This is a genomic window from Guyparkeria sp. SCN-R1 (assembly GCF_003932495.1).
Classification (GTDB): Bacteria; Pseudomonadota; Gammaproteobacteria; order Halothiobacillales; family Halothiobacillaceae; genus Guyparkeria.
Window position 1 is genome coordinate 96,776 of record NZ_QZMT01000004.1, and the last position, 18,644, is coordinate 115,419.

General features: G+C 65.9%; 18 protein-coding genes. 13 read left to right on the forward strand and 5 right to left on the reverse strand.

The features are described from left to right. Window positions 1–31: 31 nt before the first annotated feature. Window positions 32–1,060 carry a cation diffusion facilitator family transporter gene (locus D5687_RS03365; protein WP_148097303.1) on the reverse strand — a complete coding sequence of 343 codons (1,029 nt, stop codon included), beginning with the start codon at window positions 1,058–1,060 and terminating at the stop codon, window positions 32–34. Window positions 1,061–1,400: 340 nt separating this feature from the next. Between D5687_RS03365 and D5687_RS03370 the strand changes: the two genes are divergently transcribed. Genes D5687_RS03370 through D5687_RS03385 form a run of 4 tightly spaced genes read left to right on the forward strand, consistent with a single transcriptional unit; the run spans window position 1,401 to window position 4,925 of the window. Beyond that, a complete protein-coding gene (locus tag D5687_RS03370; RefSeq protein ID WP_158611729.1) occupies window positions 1,401–2,771 on the forward strand; it encodes a YcjX family protein in 1,371 nt (456 codons plus the stop codon). Between the two features lie 51 nt (window positions 2,772–2,822). After that, entirely contained in the window at window positions 2,823–3,812 is a 990-nt protein-coding gene (locus D5687_RS03375; protein WP_125198356.1) for a DUF697 domain-containing protein, read from the forward strand. 25 nt (window positions 3,813–3,837) lie between these two features. Next, complete coding sequence (locus D5687_RS03380; protein WP_125198357.1) at window positions 3,838–4,278, forward strand: VOC family protein; 441 nt, start codon at window positions 3,838–3,840, stop codon at window positions 4,276–4,278. After that, window positions 4,278–4,925 carry a DUF2238 domain-containing protein gene (locus D5687_RS03385; RefSeq protein ID WP_125198358.1) on the forward strand — a complete coding sequence of 216 codons (648 nt, stop codon included), beginning with the start codon at window positions 4,278–4,280 and terminating at the stop codon, window positions 4,923–4,925. Before D5687_RS03380 ends, D5687_RS03385 begins: the two co-directional genes overlap by 1 nt. On the opposite strand, the gene hemB is transcribed toward D5687_RS03385, so the two are convergent. Next, window positions 4,918–5,916 (reverse strand): porphobilinogen synthase, encoded by a 999-nt coding sequence (hemB, locus tag D5687_RS03390; RefSeq protein WP_125198359.1) that lies wholly within the window; start codon window positions 5,914–5,916, stop codon window positions 4,918–4,920. The two genes, D5687_RS03385 and hemB, sit on opposite strands and share 8 nt — an antisense overlap. Before the next feature lie 96 nt (window positions 5,917–6,012). On the opposite strand from hemB, the gene D5687_RS03395 reads away from it, so the two are divergent. The 9 genes from D5687_RS03395 (at window position 6,013) to ccoS (ending at window position 15,589) form a co-directional block, all read left to right on the forward strand. Then, window positions 6,013–6,432 carry a hypothetical protein gene (locus D5687_RS03395; RefSeq protein WP_125198360.1) on the forward strand — a complete coding sequence of 140 codons (420 nt, stop codon included), beginning with the start codon at window positions 6,013–6,015 and terminating at the stop codon, window positions 6,430–6,432. 169 nt (window positions 6,433–6,601) lie between these two features. Further along, window positions 6,602–7,153, forward strand: coding sequence for a DsrE family protein (locus tag D5687_RS03400; protein ID WP_240031405.1), 552 nt, complete (start codon window positions 6,602–6,604; stop codon window positions 7,151–7,153). A 210-nt stretch (window positions 7,154–7,363) separates the two neighbouring features. Further along, complete coding sequence (locus D5687_RS03405) at window positions 7,364–8,002, forward strand: pyridoxamine 5'-phosphate oxidase family protein (protein WP_125198361.1); 639 nt, start codon at window positions 7,364–7,366, stop codon at window positions 8,000–8,002. Window positions 8,003–8,126: 124 nt separating this feature from the next. Beyond that, a complete protein-coding gene (gene yegQ, locus D5687_RS03410; protein ID WP_125198362.1) occupies window positions 8,127–9,566 on the forward strand; it encodes a tRNA 5-hydroxyuridine modification protein YegQ in 1,440 nt (479 codons plus the stop codon). 4 nt (window positions 9,567–9,570) lie between these two features. After that, window positions 9,571–10,662 carry an LPS export ABC transporter permease LptF gene (lptF, locus tag D5687_RS03415; RefSeq protein ID WP_158611730.1) on the forward strand — a complete coding sequence of 364 codons (1,092 nt, stop codon included), beginning with the start codon at window positions 9,571–9,573 and terminating at the stop codon, window positions 10,660–10,662. Then, window positions 10,649–11,746 carry an LPS export ABC transporter permease LptG gene (gene lptG, locus D5687_RS03420; protein ID WP_158611732.1) on the forward strand — a complete coding sequence of 366 codons (1,098 nt, stop codon included), beginning with the start codon at window positions 10,649–10,651 and terminating at the stop codon, window positions 11,744–11,746. Before lptF ends, lptG begins: the two co-directional genes overlap by 14 nt. Window positions 11,747–11,821: 75 nt before the next feature. Next, window positions 11,822–14,056 (forward strand): DNA topoisomerase IV subunit A, encoded by a 2,235-nt coding sequence (parC, locus tag D5687_RS03425; RefSeq protein WP_125198365.1) that lies wholly within the window; start codon window positions 11,822–11,824, stop codon window positions 14,054–14,056. A 206-nt stretch (window positions 14,057–14,262) separates the two neighbouring features. Continuing rightward, the gene (htpX, locus tag D5687_RS03430; RefSeq protein WP_125198366.1) at window positions 14,263–15,177 is read left to right on the forward strand and encodes a protease HtpX; all 915 of its coding nucleotides are present in this window, start codon (window positions 14,263–14,265) and stop codon (window positions 15,175–15,177) included. A gap of 157 nt (window positions 15,178–15,334) precedes the next feature. Next, a complete protein-coding gene (gene ccoS, locus D5687_RS03435; RefSeq protein WP_125198367.1) occupies window positions 15,335–15,589 on the forward strand; it encodes a cbb3-type cytochrome oxidase assembly protein CcoS in 255 nt (84 codons plus the stop codon). Window positions 15,590–15,851: 262 nt separating this feature from the next. Here the strand turns inward: ccoS and rpoH are convergent, their stop codons facing one another. From rpoH to D5687_RS03450, 3 genes are all read right to left on the reverse strand, one after another. Further along, complete coding sequence (rpoH, locus tag D5687_RS03440) at window positions 15,852–16,694, reverse strand: RNA polymerase sigma factor RpoH (RefSeq protein WP_125198495.1); 843 nt, start codon at window positions 16,692–16,694, stop codon at window positions 15,852–15,854. Window positions 16,695–16,910: 216 nt separating this feature from the next. Further along, a complete protein-coding gene (locus D5687_RS03445; protein WP_125198368.1) occupies window positions 16,911–17,873 on the reverse strand; it encodes an ABC transporter permease in 963 nt (320 codons plus the stop codon). Continuing rightward, entirely contained in the window at window positions 17,870–18,541 is a 672-nt protein-coding gene (locus D5687_RS03450; protein ID WP_125198369.1) for a cell division ATP-binding protein FtsE, read from the reverse strand. Before D5687_RS03450 ends, D5687_RS03445 begins: the two co-directional genes overlap by 4 nt. Window positions 18,542–18,644: the final 103 nt, after the last annotated feature.

The following is an 18,644-nucleotide window of genomic DNA, read 5'->3' on the forward strand; positions in this document are numbered from 1 at the left end:
GCGCTGGTTACCGCGGTGCGGGGTCTTCCCGTCAGAGGGGACTGCGGCCCAGACGTCGCACGAATGGCAGGCGTCGCCAGAGGCTGGGGCGGGTATCGGTCAGATCCCGACAGGTCTCGCACTGGCCGGCGCGCGGGCGCCGGGCGGTGAGCGGTTCGACCCGCATTGGTGATGGTCCGCAACCCGGCTCCCAGGCTGAGAGCGGTTCCTCGTGGATCATCACGTCGGCACCGGGGAAGGTGCGTAGCAGCTTGGCCTCGATCTCGTCACCGATCTGGTGCGCGCGGTTGAGATCGATGTGATTGTCGAGATACAGGTATAGCTGGATGATCATCGTCTGCCCGGCCAGGCGGGTGCGGATCTGGTTGACGGCATGCACCGACGGGTGAGCCGTGGCGATCTGCGCGATGCGCATCTCGGTGCCGTCGAGCACCTCCCGGTCCATCAGGTGATCGAGTGCCTCCCGACCGACCTTCCACGCGCTGTAGAGCACGAAGATGCCCACCAGGGCGCCGAAGATCGGGTCGATCCAGTTCAGGCCATAGCCGGCGAGGATCAGCACGGCGATGGTCGAGGCATTGACCAGAAAGTCCATGCTGTAGTGCGAAGCGTCGGCCTTGATCGCCGGCGAGCGCGTCTTGACGATCACGTAGCGTTGGAAGGTGATCAGGGCGAGCGTTGCCACCATCGAGAAGATCATCACCGCCACGCCCCACTCGACCGCGTCGATCTCTTGAGGACGAATCAGGCGCTGCAGGGCCTCGATCAGCAGAAACACGCCGGAGCCGGCGATGAAGGTTGCCTGGGCCAGGGCGGCCAGTGGCTCGGCCTTGCCATGCCCGTAGCGATGGTCCTCGTCGGGCGGCTGCAGCGCGATGCGCACCGCCACCAGCGTGACCAGCGAGGCGAGCAGGTCCATGGTCGAATCGATCAGCGAGGCGAGCATGCTCACCGAGTTGGTGGTGATGCTCGCCGCGAGCTTGAGCGCGATCAGCGTCAGGGCAAGCGTCACCGAAGCGGTGGTGACCATGCGCAGCAGCTTGGCGTGTGGATTGTGCATCGGGTGATCGTCGCCTTGTCGGGGTCGCGGTCAAGCCTCGCTACCGGCGAGTTGCCCCGCCCGCGCGAAAGTTAGTCAAGACTAATACCGAACTGAATTGGTACCATTTTAATGCAGCCCGGCGACGACCGCCAGTCCTTCCATTCAGGGCGTCGATGCGAGCTTGTCGGCTGTGTCTGCAAATTGCGTCGAAACCGCCTCCCGATGCGCCGTACTTGGGCGCTCCGGCCGGCTCGTCTACCATCGTGACACTGCCTCACTCGCCGGGCGGCCCCCGGCGGTGGCCCCAAAATGAAAGGCCCCAACAGTTATGGCCAACGACTCCCAGGCTGATCGCTCCATGGCTGATCCATCCAAGGCCGATTCATCGACGGCCCACGAGAAATCGACCACCCCGTCACTCGCGGGCTGCCCGGTTACACGCATCGGCATTACCGGCCTGTCCGGTGCCGGCAAGTCGACCCTGATCACGGCCATCATCAATCACCTGGAGAATGCCCGGCGCGGCGCGCTGTCGGAGCAGTCCGGCCTGGCAGCGATTCGCCACGGTCGCTGGCACCGCGAGATCGAGCGCGCCTTCGATTACGACCACGCCCTGACCGCATTGACCGGTCAGCCACCGAGCTGGCCCGAATCCACCCGTGACTGGTCGATCGCCCGCCTGACATTGGATTACGATCGGCGTTGGTATTCGCTGCGGCCACGGCGACGCTGCCTGGAGTTGTTCGACTACCCGGGAGAATGGCTGCTGGATCTCTCCCTACTCGATTGGACGTTTGCCGAGTACAGCGCCCACTGGCACGACTGGCTGGCACGTAGCCCGCGCCGGGAGATCGCGCCCGGGCTGCTCGAGGAATTGCAGGCAATCGATCCCGCCGCGCCGCTCGATCCCGAGCGATTGGAGGCGTTGGCCGGTCGCTGGTCGATGATGTTGGCCGACAGTCGTCTGCCGCCGCATCGCCTGTCGCGCAACCTGCCGGGTCGCTGGCTGATGCCGGGCGAGGGCTTCGATCCGGATGCCATGCCATTCCTGCCCCTGCCCGGCGTCGGGGCCGATGCGTCGGTGGACTACCCCGAGGGCTCCTGGGGCGAGGTCTGCCAGCGTCACTTCACCTACTACCGTGACCGGATCGCGCGGCCGTTCTTCGAATCCCATTTCGGTCGACTGGATGCGCAGGTAATCCTGGTCGACCTGCTCGGGGCGCTGCGCAGCGGTCGGTCGGCACTCGCGGACATGCGCGCGGCGCTCGAATCGATCCTCGAACCGTTCCGCTACCGCGACGGGCACTGGCTGGGCAACCTGTTCGGGCGCCGCATTCGCCGGGTGGCGATCGTCGCCACCCAGATCGATCACCTGCTGCCCGCCGACCAGGCGCGCCTGACCCGGCTGCTCGACAGCTACCTGTTCGAGCTGACCCAGCGGCTGGCCGGCAAGGACATCGAGCTGCGCCTGTTCGCCGTGTCGGCGGTCACCGCCGCGCAGCCGCGCGAGGATGCGCGCGGTCGCCCCATGCTGGTCGGTACCGAGAAGAGCTCGCGGCAGAAGATAGCCTTCACCCCGCCGGCCATCCCCGAGCAGATGCCGCATGATCTGGACTTGGCCATCGACGACCTGCCCACGCTGGCGCCGCCGACCGGCCTGGATCGGGCCCGGTCGTTCCCCGGCCGGCGAGTCGATGCCCTGCTCGATTTCCTGATCGGCGAGTCCTGAGCGCCGATCAATGAACCCACGTATTCACACAGACAGTCTCCGGAGCTTTCAATGAGCGATGAGCAACCACCCCGAGGTGGTCATCTGACCACTCGTATCCACGCCCAGGGGAATTCGGTGCCGGATATCGATACCGAGGCCCTCTATGACGAGGAGTCGGCCGAGGAGATGGCCGACCTGCTCGAACCCCGACGGGGTTTTCCCTGGGTAGCGACCCTGTTGGGTGTGGTGGCGGTCACCTGGGTCACCATCAACTGGCTGCAGGCAATCTGGTGGGCGCACGCCGCTCATCCGGCGCTGGGCTGGGTGATCTTCGCGATCGGGGTGGTCGTGGGCGGGATTGTTCTGGCGCTTGTCTGGCGGGCCTGGCGCCAGCGGCATCAGATCGATGCCATCACCCGACTGAATCGTCGACTGGCGCAGGCCGAACGCGAGGGCGAGATGGGCGAGTCGGTGGTCGAACTGCGTGAAGCGGCCGAGCACCTGCTCGCCGACAACCCGCAACGACGGACCTTCGAGGGGGCCCTGCTCGGTATCGATGCCGGCAGCCACGCCACCGAACTGGTGGTGGCGCTCGAGCGTGCTTACGCCGACCAGGATGCCCGTGCACGAGCCCTGATCCATCGCGAAGTGGTGCGTACTGGCCTGTTCATTGCTGCCAGTCCCTATCCCGCGCTCGACTTGTTGTTGGTGGCTTGGCGCAATGCGCGGATGGTCAATGCCATCGCCCGCATCTACGGGCTGACGCTCTCGTTCCCGGCCCGCTTGCGCCTCTATCGCATGATCCTGCAGAACATGGCCTTTGCCTCGGCCACCGAGACCGTGCTCGATTCGGCCAGTGAAGGTTGGGCCTCCAACCTGATGGTCAACCTTGGCGCCCGGGCCGGGCAGGGCGTGGCTGTGGCGCTGTATTCGCTGCGCATCGGTCGGCAGGCCATGCGTGCTTCCCGCATCGCCCCGGAGCACAAGCCGCTGGTCGACCGCAATCTGGCGAAACTGATCCTGGGCGCAATCCGCGAGCGCTCGTCGTCGGCACGATAGCCGGCAATCGTCGGGAGGGCGGGGGATGGAGCAACGTTTGAGCGTGATCACCCTGGGCGTGGCCGATCTGACCCGCTCGCGGGCCTTCTACGAGCAGGGGCTTGGCTGGACGGTCGGCAGTGCCGCAGAGCAGGTCGTGTTCTTCCAGCTCAACGGCATCGTCCTCGCCCTCTATCCCCGCGAGGCGCTTGCCGCCGATGCCGGGGTGCCGTCGTCGCAGGGCAGCGGCTTTGCCGGGATTGCCCTGGCGCACAACGTGCGCCGGCGGGAGGAGGTCGACACGGTGCTGGCCACGGCCGAGCGGGCCGGCGGGCGGATAGCCAAGCCGGCGCAGGCGACGTTCTGGGGCGGCTACTCGGGCTACTTCGCCGACCCGGACGGGCACCTCTGGGAGGTGGCCCAGAACCCTTTCTGGGAGCTGGATGCGGCGGGTAACGTGTCGCTGGCACCGGGGCAGGGTGCGTGATGGTGGTGGAGAACGACCGGTGGCTGCTGACTGGCGGGACCGTGCTGGTGCTCGTCGCCTTGCTGCTCTCGGGCATCGATCCCCACGATCGCGCCACCTGGGTGCTCGAAGTCGCCCCGGCGGTGATCGCACTGCCGATCCTGTGGTTCACCCGCAAGCCATTCCCGCTTACCCCGCTGCTCTACGGGCTGGTTTTCCTGCACGCCCTGGTGCTGATCTACGGCGGGGCCTACACCTACGCCCGCGTGCCGCTGGGCTTCGAGATCCAGGCCTGGTTCGACCTGTCCCGCAATCCCTACGACAAGATCGGGCATTTCTTCCAGGGACTGGTACCTGCGCTGCTGGCCCGTGAAATTCTGATTCGCGGCCGGTTTGCACGTGGCACCTGGATGATCGGTTTTCTCGCGATCTGTGTCGCGATGACGGTGAGCGCCGTCTATGAGCTGATCGAGTGGGGCGTAGCGGTAGTCGCCGGTGGCGGGGCGGTCGAGTTTCTCGGCACGCAGGGCGATCCCTGGGATGCCCAGTCGGACATGGCGTTCGCGCTGCTCGGGGCACTGGTGGCGATCACCGCCTTCGGCCGGTGGCATGACCGGCAGATCGGGCGGCTTGCCGGTCGCGGTGGCCGAGACCGGATCGCTACTTGAGCTGGCGGGCGATGTCCATGGCCGCGTAGGTGAGCACGCCGTCGGCGCCGGCACGCTTGAAGCTGGTCATGGTCTCCATGATGCACTTGTCCCAGTCGAGCCAGCCGCGCTCGGCGGCGGCCTTGAGCATCGCGTACTCGCCGGAGACGTGGTAGGCGAAGGTCGGGACCTCGAGTGTTTCCTTTACCCGGTAGATGACGTCGAGATACGGCATGCCCGGCTTGACCATCACCATGTCGGCACCCTCGGCCAGATCGGCGGCCACCTCGTGGAGGGCTTCGTTGCCGTTGGCCGGGTCCATCTGGTAGGTCGTCTTGTCCGCCTTGCCGAGGTTGGCTGCCGAGCCGACCGCGTCGCGGAACGGGCCGTAGAAGCTCGATGCGTACTTGGCGCTGTAGGCCATGATGCGGGTGTGGATGTGCCCGGTCGCTTCGAGGTTCTTGCGGATCGCGCCGATGCGCCCGTCCATCATGTCCGAAGGGGCGACGATGTCCGCACCGGCCGACGCGTGGGACTCGGCCTGGCGAATCAGCACCTCGACGGTCTCGTCGTTCAGCACGTAGCCGGAGGCATCGATGATGCCGTCCTGACCGTGGGTGGTGTACGGATCGAGGGCGACGTCGGTCATGATGCCCAGTTCCGGGAAGCGTTCCTTGAGCGCCCGCACGGTGCGCTGGACCAGTCCGTCCGGGTCGTAGGCCGCCTCGGCGTGCTCGGACTTGGCTTGCGGCGGGGTGACCGGGAACAGGGCCAGCACCGGGATGCCCAGTTCCAGTGCCTGCTCGGCCAGCCGCGAGAGGTTCTCGATACCAAGTCGCTCGACGCCCGGCATCGACTCGACCGGTTCGCGCCCGTTCGGATCCTCGAGCACGAACACCGGCAGGATCAGGTCGTTGGTCGAGACCGTGTGCTCCTGCATCAGGCGGCGACTGAAGGCGTCGCGACGCATGCGGCGTGGGCGATGGGCGGGGAAGGCGCGCGAGAACGTCATGGACGGCTCCGGTTGGCGTTGCTGAATGAAGGCCCGTTAGGATAGCAAAAGGGTCTCGTCGCTCGTGGCGAGGCCTGCGACAAGCAGGAGGGAGGCATGTACGAGTTCACGTTTCTGACGCCGGATCGCGGCGCTGGGTTCGTCAAGCGGCTCGAGGCCGAGGGGTTGTCGGTTTCCGTCTCGCGCGATCCGATGGCCGAGGAGGCCACGACCATCGCGATTCCCGATGACATCAGCGACGAGCTGGCCGAGCGGATCGAGGGCTGGTACGAGGAAGAAACGCAGGCGGCCGAGGCCGAGCTGTTCAGCGAGGGCCGGGCGGAAGCCGCTATCTCGGCCGGCGTCTGGGTGAGCCTGGCCGATGGTCGCTCGAGCTTCGCCCCGATCGAGCCCTCGATCATGAGCCGGATGCTGTCGGTTCTGAGCCCGGATGAAGTGGGCGAATTCGTCGACCGGGTGGCCAAAGCGGTCGAGCATCCCGACGACACCCCGGCCTGCGCGCGCCGCGAGGACTGAAAGCCCACGAACAAATCGCAAGGCGTTGTTTTCCCGACAACGGGCTGCGAAAGATGGCCTACTCTTGAGTTGAGGGATATCCGGACCTTCCCTGGCCGACGTGGCCAGGGCTCGATGGCGCCAGCCGGCACATCGACCGCGTGGTCCGGCACGACGAGAGGTGGCCGTCATGAAACGCACGATCCTCCCCGCCTGGCATCTCGCGATGCCGGCACTCCTGATGTGGTTGGCCCTCGCTCTTGCGGCGCTGGGGTCATCGGCCGTCTGGGCGCAGGCGAAGGTCATCACGCCCGACTACGAGCCGCCACGGGTAGTCTACGACTTCTACCTAGACGATCCGGGCAAGATGAACGCGGCGCTGTTCTGGGTGCGGTCGCTGATCAACCCGTTGCAGGCCAGTCCGTACAACATGGACCCCATGCTGGACATGGATATCGTGGTCATCATTCACGGCACCGAGATCGTCACCGTGGCGAAGAAGAACGAGGAAAAGTACCAGGAGGTCGTCGACCGCATGCGGTACTACGCCGATCTGGGGGTGGACTTCCACGTCTGCGGCCTGGCGGCCGAGGACTACGACTACGACCGCGAGGACTTCCAGGATTTCATTACCCTGGTGCCGTCGGCCTTTACCGACCTAGTCCATTACCAGCAGCAGGGCTACGCGGTGATCAAGCCCGAGGTGTTCCTGCGCACCCAATCGATCGAGTCGATGCGTTGACCGTCTGAGTCGGGTGTTATGCCGTATCCTAGGGAGCCTCTGCACGAATGCCAAGCCCCGCAGGGCGCGCCTTGAGCCGGGCATCTGCTGCGTTGCCGTCCTTGGAAAGGGAATCACCCTTCCGCGGCGGACGGACGCCTTGCAGCTGCCCGGCTCAAGGCGCGCAGAGCGGTAAGGCATTCGTGCAGAGGTTCCCTATGGACACCAGTCATGTTTCCCGAGGACAGCCATTTGGACCCGCACCAGATCCAGTCGATCGACGAACTCGAGTCCCTGTTCGACACGCCCGGCGAGGCGGCGATCAAGAAGGAGGTCGACCGCCTCGTGCCGGTCTACCGCCGGCTGATCGAGGCCTCGCCGTTCTACGTGATGGCGACCGAGGGGCCGGGCGGCCTGGATTGCTCGCCGCGCGGTGATCCCGCGGGTTTCGTGCAGGTGCTCGATGATCGGCACATTGCGCTGCCCGAGCGCCGGGGCAACAACCGCATCGACAGCCTGCGCAACCTGATCGAGGACCCGCGCGTCGGGTTGCTTTTCCTCGTGCCCGGCAAGAACGAGACGCTGCGGGTCAACGGCCGGGCCCGGATAACCACCGATCGGTCGCTGATGGAGCGGACCGCCATGAAGGGCAAGCCGCCGCAGTGCGTGATCGTGGTCGAGATCGAGACGGTGTATTTCCAGTGCGCCCGGGCGTTGCTGCGTGCCAGTCTGTGGGATCCGGACAGCCGGCAACTGGCCGAACAGACGCCGACGGCCGGCGAGATGCTTGCCGGTGTGCCCGAGTCGAGCATCGATGGCGCGGCTTACGACGACGGGCTCGACGAACGCCAGGCCCGCACGCTCTACTGAACAACTCGCCATGTGCCGGGTCTGATCGGTCGCCTCGTGTCGCGGCAATGGACAAGGGCCTTGTCCGTCAACCTGTTAGAATCGCGCGCCAAACACGCACCCCAGAATTATTCGGAGCTCATCCATGACCCAGGCCTCCACCACCGGCGCGACTCGCCGCAAGGCCCCCGAGCTGCTTTCCCCGGCCGGGACGATCAAGTCGATGCGCTATGCCTTCGCCTACGGCGCGGATGCCGTCTACGCCGGTCTGCCGCGCTACAGCCTGCGCACCCGTAACAACGACTTCCTCGAGGACAACCTGCGCATTGGTATCGAGGAGGCGCACGCCGCCGGCAAGCAGTTCTTCGTCACGGTCAATCTCTCGCCGCACAACAGCAAGCTCAAAACCTTTATCCGCGACATGGAACCGATCGTCGCGATGAAGCCGGATGCCTTCATCATGGCCGATCCCGGCCTGATCATGATGGTGCGCGAGGCCTTCCCCGAGATGCCCGTTCACCTGTCGGTGCAGGCCAATACGGTCAACTGGGCGACGGTGAAGTTCTGGGAGTCGGTGGGCGTGACCCGCGTGATCCTGTCGCGCGAACTGTCGCTCGACGAGATCCGCGAGATCCGCGAGAAGTGCCCGAACATGGAGCTCGAGGTATTCGTCCACGGCGCGCTGTGCATCGCCTATTCCGGGCGCTGCCTGCTGTCGGGCTACTTCAATCACCGCGACCCCAACCAGGGCACCTGCACCAACGCCTGTCGCTGGGAATACACGCCGCAGAATGCCTCCGAGGACATCTCGGGCGTGGTGCGCCCGGAGCCGGCCGCCGAGAAGGACGAGAAGCCCCAGGAGCAGCCCATCTCGCTGGATGCGCTCAATGCCGCCAACCCGATGATGGATGGCGCCATGGGCGACCAGGAACGCCACCCGCTGGCCGATCAGGTGTATCTGCTCGAAGAGAAGAGCCGCCCCGGCGAGCAGATGCCGATCGAGGAAGACGAGCACGGCACCTACATCCTCAACTCGCGCGACCTGCGCGCCGTCGAGCACGTTCAGGCGCTGGTCGACATCGGCGTGGACTGCCTCAAGATCGAGGGCCGCACCAAGTCGCACTACTACGTCGCCCGCACCGCGCAGGTCTACCGCCAGGCGATCGACGATGCCATGGCCGGTCGACCGTTCAACGAGGAGCTGATTGCCGATCTCGATAACCTCGCCAATCGCGGCTACACCGACGGTTTCTACAAGCGCCATCACACGCAGGAATACCAGAACTACATCGAGGGCGTCTCCAAGAGCCGTCAGCAGCAGTTCGTCGGCGAGATCAACGAAGTCGATGGCGACTGGGCGCAGGTGGAGATCAAGAACAAGATCAAGCTGGGCGACGAGATCACCTTCCTGCTGCCGGACGGCAACCGGGTCGACCAGCTCGCCGAGATGCAGACGCTGGAGGGCCAGCCGCTCGATGAGGCACCGGGCAGTGGCTGGCAGGTACGCCTGCGCCTGCCGGAGGGCGCGCAGGGCTTCGGCGATCGGCTGCGCTACGGGCTGATCGCCCGCAATCTGGCCGACTGACGGCGTGCGGCTCGGCGGTTACCTGCGTCGCGAGGCGCTCATCTCCATCGGCGCGGTGACCACCGTGCTGATGCTGATCATGGCCACCAACCTGCTGGCCCGCGCGCTGTCGCTGGCCGCCGAGGGCACCCTGCCGGCGGCGCTGGTGCCGAACTTGCTGGGGTTCAACCTGGTCAAGATGCTGATGTACGTCATTCCGGTGGCGATGTTCATCGGCCTGATGTTCGCGCTCGGGCGGCTCAATCGCGACAGCGAACAGACCATCATGCGCTCGAGCGGCTTCGGCCTGTGGCGGATCACGGGGGCGCTGTTGCCCGTCGGCATCCCGCTGGCGTTGTTGACCGGCTGGATCGCGTTGTTCGGCTGGCCGATGGCCGAGCAGGCGCGTGATCGCATGGTCGAGGGCGCGCAAACGGACTATATCGGTCAGCAGGTGCCGGTCGGACGGTTCATCGAGGCCAATGAGGGGCGGCTGGTCGCCTACGTGGGTGCCTCCGAGAACGGCGGCTACCAGCGCATCTTCCTCTTTGACCGGGCCGAGGATGGCTCGATCGCGGTCGAGAGCGCGCCGACGGGGGTGATGGTCGAGGAGGACGGTCAGCGCTATGTCGCCCTTGAGGACGGTAGGCGCATCGGCGGGACCGTCGGCATGGCCGACTGGAACCGGCTCGACTACGATCGCCACCTGATGCGCCTACCGGGGCAACCCGAGATGGAGGGCGGCGAGGTGAGCGTGCGCTCCTCCGGCTCGTTATGGTCCTCCGGCAACCCGAACGATCATGCCGAGCTGTTCGAACGTCTCTCGCAGGGCATCATCGCCCTGGTGCTGGTGCTGATCGCGGTCCCGCTGGCGCAGGCGCCGCCGCGCAGCGGGCGTTACGGGCGCCTGTTCTGGGCATTCCTGCTCTACGCCCTGTACTTCAACGTCGTGCCGCTGGTCTCCGATGGCATCGAGGCCAACCATTACGGCCTGGCCGGGGCCGTTGCCCTGGCGCACGGTGGGTTCCTGTTGCTGTGGGGCGCGCTGTTCTGGTCGGCGCGTGGCGGCTGGGGACGATTGCGCAGCTTGTGGAAGGGACGCCGTGAATACGCTTGACCGCTACCTGATTCGCAGTGTCGTCCTCGGTGGGCTTGGGGCCTCGGCGGCCTTCGGCGTGCTGATCCTCGTCTTCGGCATGATCGACGAGTTCAGCAAGATCGGCCCGGGCTACACCACCTTCCAGGCGTTGCGGTTCGTGGTGATGAGCACGCCGGGATATCTCTACGAGCTCTTTCCGGTGACGGTGCTGGTCGGCGGGCTGCTGAGCCTCGGCGCGTTGGCGGCCCATTCCGAGTTGACGGTCATGCGGGCGACCGGCATGTCGCTGCTGCGCCTGGCCCGCCCGGTGCTGATCGCGGGGATCATCCTCGCTGCCCTGGGCACGGTCATGGGCGAGACCATCGGCGCCTGGGGTCAGGCGGCGGCCAACGAAATGCGTGCGTCTGCCACGGAAAAGCAGGTGAGCACCGATCTTGCCAGCGGGTTCTGGTTGCGTGAGGGCGATCGGATCGTGAACGTCGAACGGGCGCTGGTCGACGGCCAATTGCTGGGCCTGCGGGTGTTCGAGCTGGGGGCGGACGGTCGACCGCAACGGGTGCTCGAGGCCACGCGGGCGGCAAGCCTGGGTGGTGATCGCTGGCGCCTCGAGAACGTGGTGGATACGCAGCTGTCGATCGAGGAGCCGGCCGAGCCGGTGAGTGTCGAGCAACGTGGCGAGGACGAGATGCGCCTGTTCGACCGCGAGGTGCTCGAGATCGCAGCGCTCAACCCGCGCTACATGAACGTCGCGCAATTGTCCGATTACGTCGAATACCTCGAGCGCAACCAGCTGGATGCCTCGGTGTATGCCACGGCGATGTGGTCACGCGTGGTCCAGCCGATCTCGGTGCTGGCGATGCTGCTGGTCACGCTGCCGTTCGTGTTCGTCGCCCAGCGGGGTGGCTCAGCGGGGCGCTGGCTGTTCATTGCCATCCTGCTGGGCGTGGCCTACATGACGCTCACCCAGATCGTCTCGGCACTGGCACCGGCCTACGATATTTCACCGATTCTCAGTACGATTCTGCCGCCGGCCCTGTTCTCGATCGCCGGGGTGGTGGCATTGTATCGAGCGACCCCTCGCGTCCGCCGGGCGACCGGCTGACCGGCGGGACCCCGCCGAGACGTCCACGCGGCGCGGTCGGATACCGGGGCACGACGACTTCAACAAGGGACTCGCATGTTCGAAGACCAGAGCAGCAACGAATTCGAGCGCCAGTCGATCGGCGCCTTCACGGAAAAGGCGTATCTCAACTACGCCATGTACGTCATCCTCGACCGGGCCCTGCCGCACGTCGCCGATGGCTTGAAGCCGGTACAGCGGCGCATCGTCTACGCCATGAGCGAGCTGGGGCTCTCGGCGCTGGCCAAGCACAAGAAGTCCGCGCGCACCGTGGGCGACGTGCTCGGCAAGTACCACCCGCACGGGGATTCGGCCTGCTACGAGGCCATGGTGCTGATGGCCCAGCCGTTCTCGTATCGCTACCCGCTGATCGACGGGCAGGGCAATTTCGGCTCGCCGGATGATCCCAAGTCGTTCGCGGCGATGCGCTACACCGAGTCGCGCCTGACCCGCTACGCCCAGACCCTGCTGGCCGAGGCCGACCAGGGCACGGTCGACTGGGTCGACAACTTCGACGGCACGCTCACCGAACCGTCGCTGCTGCCCGCGCGCCTGCCCAACGTGCTGCTGAACGGCTCAACCGGCATCGCGGTGGGGCTGTCCACCGACATCCCGCCGCACAATCTCAAGGAAGTGGTCAATGCCTGCGTGGCGCTGATCGAGAACCCCGAGGCCGACGTCGCGGTGTTGTGCAAGCACGTCAAGGGACCGGACTTCCCCACCGAGGGCGAGATCATTACGCCGCCCGAGGACATCCGCCGGATGTACGAGACGGGTGCCGGCAACGTGCGCCAGCGCGCCCGCTACGAGATGGAATCCGGACAGATCGTGGTCACTGCGCTGCCGTTCCAGGTCTCGGGTAGCAAGATCCTCGAGCAGATCGCCGGGCAGATGCACGCCAAGAAACTGCCGCTGGTGACCGACCTGCGCGACGAGTCGGATCACGAGTCGCCCACGCGGTTGGTGATCGTGCCGCGCAGCCGCCAGGTCGATGTCGAGGCATTGATGGCGCACCTGTTCGCGACCACCGACCTGGAGAAGAGCTACCGGATCAACATGAACGTGATCACGGCCGACGGTCGGCCGCGGGTGCTCAATCTCCGCGAGATGCTGACCGAGTGGCTGGCCTTCCGTCAGACGACGCTGCGTCGCCGGCTCGAGTGGCGGCTGGCCAAGATCGAGCGCCGCCTCGAGATCCTCGCCGGCCTGTTGATCGCCTTCCTCAATATCGACGAGGTGATCGCGATCATCCGCGAGGCCGAGGACCCCAAGGCCGAGCTGATCGCCCGCTTCGAGCTCACCGAGCTGCAGGCCGACTCGATCCTCGAGATCCGACTGCGCCAACTGGCCAAGATCGAGGAAATCGCGGTCAAGAAGGAGCAGGCGGAGCTCGCCGAGGAGGCCGAGGGAATCCGCACCCTGCTGGCCGACGAGCAGGCCCTGCGTGGCCTTATGCGCGACGAACTGACCCACGATGCGAAGGAATACGGCGATGTGCGCCGCTCGCGGCTGGTCACGCGCGAATCGGCCCAGCCGCTCGACGAGACCCGCCTGATGACTGCCGAGCCGGTGACCGTGGTGCTGAGCCACAACGGCTGGATCCGGGCGGCCAAGGGCCATGATGTGGATCCCGAATCGCTGTCCTACAAGTCGGGAGACGGCTACCAGGCGCATATCGCCGGGCGGTCCACCCAACCGACGGTGGTCTTCGACGACACCGGGCGCGCCTACACGCTGGCCACCCATACCCTGCCCTCGGCGCGGGGGCAGGGCGAACCGGTGAGTGGCCGGGTCACGCCGCCCTCCGGGGCTCGCTTTACCGCGCTGGCGATGGGCGAGCCCGAGCAGCGCGTGGTCCTGTGGTCACCCGCCGGGTTCGGTTTCGTCACCTCGGTCGGTGATCTGGTGGGGCGCCAGCGAGCCGGCAAGAAGGTCTTCTCCCTGCCCAAGGGCGCCGTCCCCGGGCAGCCGGCCCTGCCGGGCAAGGGGTTTGCCTACCTGGCCGTGGCCACCAGCGATGGTCATGTGCTGGTCGTGGATGCCGACGAGCTGCCGGTGCTGGCCAAGGGCAAGGGCAACAAGCTGGTGGCGCTGAAAGCCGGGGCGGAGATCGTCGCCGTGGCCGCGCTGGGCGAGGACGACGGCCTGCGCGTCACCGCCGGGGCGCGCACGATGACCATCAAGCCGGCCGATCTGGCCCTGTATCGTGGCAAGCGGGCCGCGCGTGGGCGCAGCCTGCCGCGGGGGCTGACCCGCGTCGATGCCCTGGCGGCAGCCTCGGCCAACGGTTAGTAATCGAGCGGCAGTCGTCGGCCGACCTGGCGATGGCTGCAGAGATTGGCTAACCAGTAGCCCGGCGTTGCGAAAGCGGCTTGAAAAACCCACCACCGCACCCCAGATTGGGGTAGGCTTCACCGGGCGTCACGATGGCGTTCGGCCCCGGCGCGTGGGCGCTGAGTCCACCGCTTGACGACCAACCACTCATACCTGAGGTAGAGATGAAACGCATCGGCTTGTTCCTGCTGACCAACCTGGCCGTGATCGTCGTGCTGATGATCGTCTGGTTCGTGATTTCCAGCGTCTTCGGTCTCGGTCGGACGATGGATTACCAGGCGGGTACCATCAACCTGACGTCCACGCTGGTGCTGGCCGCGGTCTTCGGCTTCGGCGGCTCACTGATCTCGCTGTTGATGTCCAAGTGGATCGCCAAGAGGAGTGTCGGCGCGCAGGTGATCGAACAGCCGAGCTCCGAGGGTGAGCGTTGGCTGGTCGAGACCGTCCAGCGCCAGGCCCGCGAGGCCGGCATCGGTATGCCCGAGGTGGCCATCTACGACTCACCCGAGATCAACGCCTTTGCGACCGGCGCGAGCCGCAACAAGGCGCTGGTGGCCGTCTCCACGGGGCTGCTCTCCAACATGACCCGTGACGAGGCCGAGGCCGTGCTGGGCCACGAGGTCGGTCACATCGCCAACGGTGACATGATCACCTTGACGCTGATTCAGGGCGTGGTGAACACCTTCGTGATCTTCTTTGCCCGCATCGTCGGTTTCTTCGTCGATCGCATGATCCTCAAGAACGAAGAGGGGCCGGGCATCGGCTTTTTCGTCACCACGATCGTCGCCGAGATCGTCTTCGGCATCCTCGCGAGCACCATCGTGATGTGGTTCTCGCGTCAGCGTGAGTTCCGTGCCGATGACGCCGGGGCCCGTCTGGCCGGTCGCGAGAAGATGATCGCGGCGCTCGAGCGCCTGAAGCTCAACTACGATCGCCCGTCGGACATGCCCGCGCAGATGCAGGCCTTCGGCATCTTCGGTCGCGGTGGCAACTTCGGTCGGCTGTTCATGTCGCACCCGCCGCTGGACGAGCGGATCGCGGCGCTGCGTGCGGCCAGTGGCCAGGCGCAGGTCGCCTGATCAGTTGCGCGAGATCGCGATTTGAAACCCCGCTGACGGCGGGTGACAATTGCCGGCCCCGCGGGGCCGAAACCGAAGGCCCGCCACGTGCGGGCCTTCTTGTCGTTCGGCAGTCGAGATCGGCGCAATCGCAACGACACCCTGATGGAGCAACGTGATGGAAGTCCTGTTTCTGTTCGTGCCGTTGAGCATGCTGGTGGTCGCGGGCCTGGTCTGGGCCGCGTTCTGGGCCATCCGGAACAATCAGTACGAGGATCTGGAAGGTCCGGCGCATCGCATTCTCATGGACGATGACGACCCGAAGATTCCGACCAACCAGTCGACGGACGAACCGGATGCGCCCGAAGCCGGGACCGATGGCCGGACGCGTCACGAGGCGGCGGTGAAGTCATCCCATTCGGGCAGGGAATAACCCTGATCTGACTAGTGACATCGCCGTACGGCTGGTTTACGATACGTCCATCAACGGGAGGAACCAGACATGAAAGACTTCTTCAACTTCGACAACTTCGCGTTCACGTTCATCGTCGGCCTGATCGTGTTTTCCTGGCTGAGCTTCCTGAGCGTCGTCTTCTTCGGCTGATCGCCCGCGCGGTCAACGCGCCTGATCAGCAACGAAAAAAGCCACCGTTTAAACGGTGGCTTTTTTGTTTTCCCGTCTGGCCAGATCGAGATCAGGCCGGCTGGGGCAGGGCGGTGCGCAGTTTCTTGAGCGCCGCCGTTTCGATCTGGCGGATCCGTTCGGCCGAGACGCCATACTCGTCGGCCAGCGTCTGCAGGGTGGCCTTGGGCTCGTCCAGCCAGCGACGGGACAGGATGTCCCGGCTGCGGTCATCGAGCGTCGAGAGTGCGGCGGTCATCGCCTCGACCCGATCATCGTCGTCGCGCTGCGAGGCGATGTCCTCGACCGAGAGCGCGTCCTGATCGACCATGATCTGCTCGTAGGACGGGCCGTCACCATCTTCCGAGCCATCGTACGCCGGGGTGTCGAGACCCATGTCGCGGCCGTAGAGACGGGCTTCCATGGTCATGACTTCGCGCTCGGGCACGTCGAGCTCTTCGGCCATCGCCTCGGCCTCCGCCTTGCTCAGCCAGCCGATTGAGTTTTTCATCTGGCGCATCTTGAAGAACAGCTTGCGCTGCGCCTTGGTGGTCGCGACCTTGACGATCCGCCAGTTCTTGAGGATGTACTCGTGGATCTCGGCGCGAATCCAGTGCACCGCGAAGGTCACCAGGCGGACCTTCTGGTCCGGGTCGAAGCGCTTGACCGCCTTCATCAGGCCGATGTTGCCTTCCTGGATCAGGTCGGCCAGCGGCAGGCCATAGCCCCGGTAGCCCCGGGCGACGTGCACGACGAACCGCAGGTGACCGAGCACGAGCTTCTGCGCCGCCTCGATGTCACCGGTCTCTTTCAGCCGCCGGCCCAGCACCTGTTCTTCCTCGACGGAGATGACGGGCAGACGACGCACCTCGTTGAGGTATTGCGACAACGAATCGCCGATCACCGGCATGGTCATGCCGGCTGACGGGGTCTGAGCCGACAGAGTCGGGCCCCGCGATTTGCTGTCTGTCATCTGGTTGCCTGCTGTGTGCATTCTCTCGCCTCGCTGCAAGTATCCCAATCGTGTCGTAGCCTCGTATTTTAGCACTCGCGAGATGAGAGTGCTAAACGCGGGGCAAGTTCCACCGATCGCGGGTCAGACTGGGAAGACTAATGCACCAATCGAAAAAAATCATGGCGTGCTCAGTCGACCGATGTAGAACCGGCCGATGACCTGGGCCGACAGCCAGCCGAGCAGGGCGCCGGCGGTCATCAGTAGCAGGACCAGCGCGGGGTCGATCTGGGGCGAGATGGCCGCGCCGTAGGATGCGGCGAAGCGTTCGATCGGGCCCGAGGTGACCGAAAGGGCCAGGCCGACCAGCCCGCTGGCCACGACCCCGCCGAGCAGGCCGCTGAGCGTGCCGTCATAGAGCAGAGGGCGCAGCATGTAGCGTTCCGTGCCACCGATCAGCGCGATTAGCGCGATCTCGCGGCGCCGCTCGTGCAGTTCGAGCCGCAGGGTGTTGCCGACGACGAACACCACGGTCATGCCCAGCAGGATCAGGAGCCACCAGCCCAGTTCGTCGAAGAAGGCCCGGATCTGCTCGAGGCGCTGAATCCAGTCGTCGCCGGAGGAAAATTCGGCCACCGCCGACTGCTCGCGTAGCCCCTCGGCCAGGGCCAGACGGGTGTCGGCGCGCGCGTCGCTCAGGGTTAGTTCGATCACCCAGGGCAGCGGATTGGATTCGAGCGTCTCAAGGCCATCGATGTGCAGTCGTTCGGTCAGTGCCTCCAGGCCTTCCTCGGGCGGGATGACGCGTTGCTCGGCCACCGTTGCCTGTCGGTCGAGCCAGTCGCGCAAGGTCTGGCGGGCGGCCTCGTCGGCATCGGTGGCGAGATAGATGTCCATGCGGGCGGCGTCACTCATCCAGATGGCGCCCAGTCGCTCGACCTGGTGGCCGAGGGTCATCACCAGGGCGGGCAGGCTGAGCACCACGCCTAACACCAGGATGGTGGCCCAGGCGCCGACCGGGCGGCGAATCAGTCGCGAAAAGGCCCCGCGCAGGCACTGGCGATGATGGCGCCGCCAGGCCGCGAGCGGGCGGCGGCTTTTCTCGCTGTTGGCGCGAGCTTCGTTGATTGTTGGCCCGCTCATGATTCGGCCTCCTCGAAGGCGCTGATGCGTCCTTCGTTGAGTGCGATGCGCGGCACCGGGTATTGCTTGAGCAACTCGACGTCGTGACTGGCGATCAGCACGGTCACACCGACGGCATGGAACTCGAAGAAGCGGTCGAAGATGTCGCGCGACAGGTCGGGGTCGAGGTTGCCCGTGGGTTCGTCGGCCAACAGGATGCGTGGCCGGTTGACCAGGGCGCGGGCGATATTGACCCGCTGCTGTTCGCCGCCGGAGAGTTCCTCGATGCGGGCGCGCTGCCGACCCAGTAGCCCGACCTTGTCGAGCGCGGCATCCACGCGACGTCGGACATCACCGGGCAGATAGCCGGAGACCTGTAAGGGCAGGGCGACGTTGTCGAACACGAGCCGGTCGGTCAGCAGGTGGTGGTCCTGGAACACCACCCCGATCTGCCGGCGCAGCTTGGGGTACTGGTGGCGCCCCATCTTGTTGAGATCGTAGCCGCCGATCAGCACCTTGCCCGAGGTCGGACGGTCGAGCGCCGGGATCAGGCGGAGCAGCGTCGACTTGCCGGCCCCGGAATGGCCCGTAAGGAATGCCATGCGCCCGGTGGGCAGGCGGAAGTTGATGTCCTGCAGCCCGAATTGCCCGTTGGCGTAGCGGCGGGACACGTTGGCGAACTCAATCATTGCAGCGGGCACCTCGAAAACCTATTGCGCCGTTCGATTGCGGCGTCGCGTGCTCGTTCGCTCCTACCGCTTTGCGTGGAGCAAAAGCGGGGCGTGCGGAGCG

What these genes read in the sequence shown, in the direction of transcription:
- ccoS (WP_125198367.1), top strand. Translation starts at nt 15,335, where the DNA reads ATGGAAGTCCTGTTTCTGTTCGTGCCGTTGAGCATGCTGGTGGTCGCG.
- D5687_RS03450 (WP_125198369.1), bottom strand. Translation starts at nt 18,541, where the DNA reads ATGATTGAGTTCGCCAACGTGTCCCGCCGCTACGCCAACGGGCAATTC.
- parC (WP_125198365.1), top strand. Translation starts at nt 11,822, where the DNA reads ATGTTCGAAGACCAGAGCAGCAACGAATTCGAGCGCCAGTCGATCGGC.
- D5687_RS03400 (WP_240031405.1), top strand. Translation starts at nt 6,602, where the DNA reads ATGAAACGCACGATCCTCCCCGCCTGGCATCTCGCGATGCCGGCACTC.
- hemB (WP_125198359.1), bottom strand. Translation starts at nt 5,916, where the DNA reads ATGACGTTCTCGCGCGCCTTCCCCGCCCATCGCCCACGCCGCATGCGT.
- D5687_RS03395 (WP_125198360.1), top strand. Translation starts at nt 6,013, where the DNA reads ATGTACGAGTTCACGTTTCTGACGCCGGATCGCGGCGCTGGGTTCGTC.
- D5687_RS03365 (WP_148097303.1), bottom strand. Translation starts at nt 1,060, where the DNA reads ATGCACAATCCACACGCCAAGCTGCTGCGCATGGTCACCACCGCTTCG.
- D5687_RS03445 (WP_125198368.1), bottom strand. Translation starts at nt 17,873, where the DNA reads ATGAGCGGGCCAACAATCAACGAAGCTCGCGCCAACAGCGAGAAAAGC.
- D5687_RS03370 (WP_158611729.1), top strand. Translation starts at nt 1,401, where the DNA reads ATGGCTGATCCATCCAAGGCCGATTCATCGACGGCCCACGAGAAATCG.
- rpoH (WP_125198495.1), bottom strand. Translation starts at nt 16,694, where the DNA reads ATGACCATGCCGGTGATCGGCGATTCGTTGTCGCAATACCTCAACGAG.
- D5687_RS03380 (WP_125198357.1), top strand. Translation starts at nt 3,838, where the DNA reads ATGGAGCAACGTTTGAGCGTGATCACCCTGGGCGTGGCCGATCTGACC.
- D5687_RS03375 (WP_125198356.1), top strand. Translation starts at nt 2,823, where the DNA reads ATGAGCGATGAGCAACCACCCCGAGGTGGTCATCTGACCACTCGTATC.
- D5687_RS03405 (WP_125198361.1), top strand. Translation starts at nt 7,364, where the DNA reads ATGTTTCCCGAGGACAGCCATTTGGACCCGCACCAGATCCAGTCGATC.
- yegQ (WP_125198362.1), top strand. Translation starts at nt 8,127, where the DNA reads ATGACCCAGGCCTCCACCACCGGCGCGACTCGCCGCAAGGCCCCCGAG.
- D5687_RS03385 (WP_125198358.1), top strand. Translation starts at nt 4,278, where the DNA reads ATGGTGGTGGAGAACGACCGGTGGCTGCTGACTGGCGGGACCGTGCTG.
- htpX (WP_125198366.1), top strand. Translation starts at nt 14,263, where the DNA reads ATGAAACGCATCGGCTTGTTCCTGCTGACCAACCTGGCCGTGATCGTC.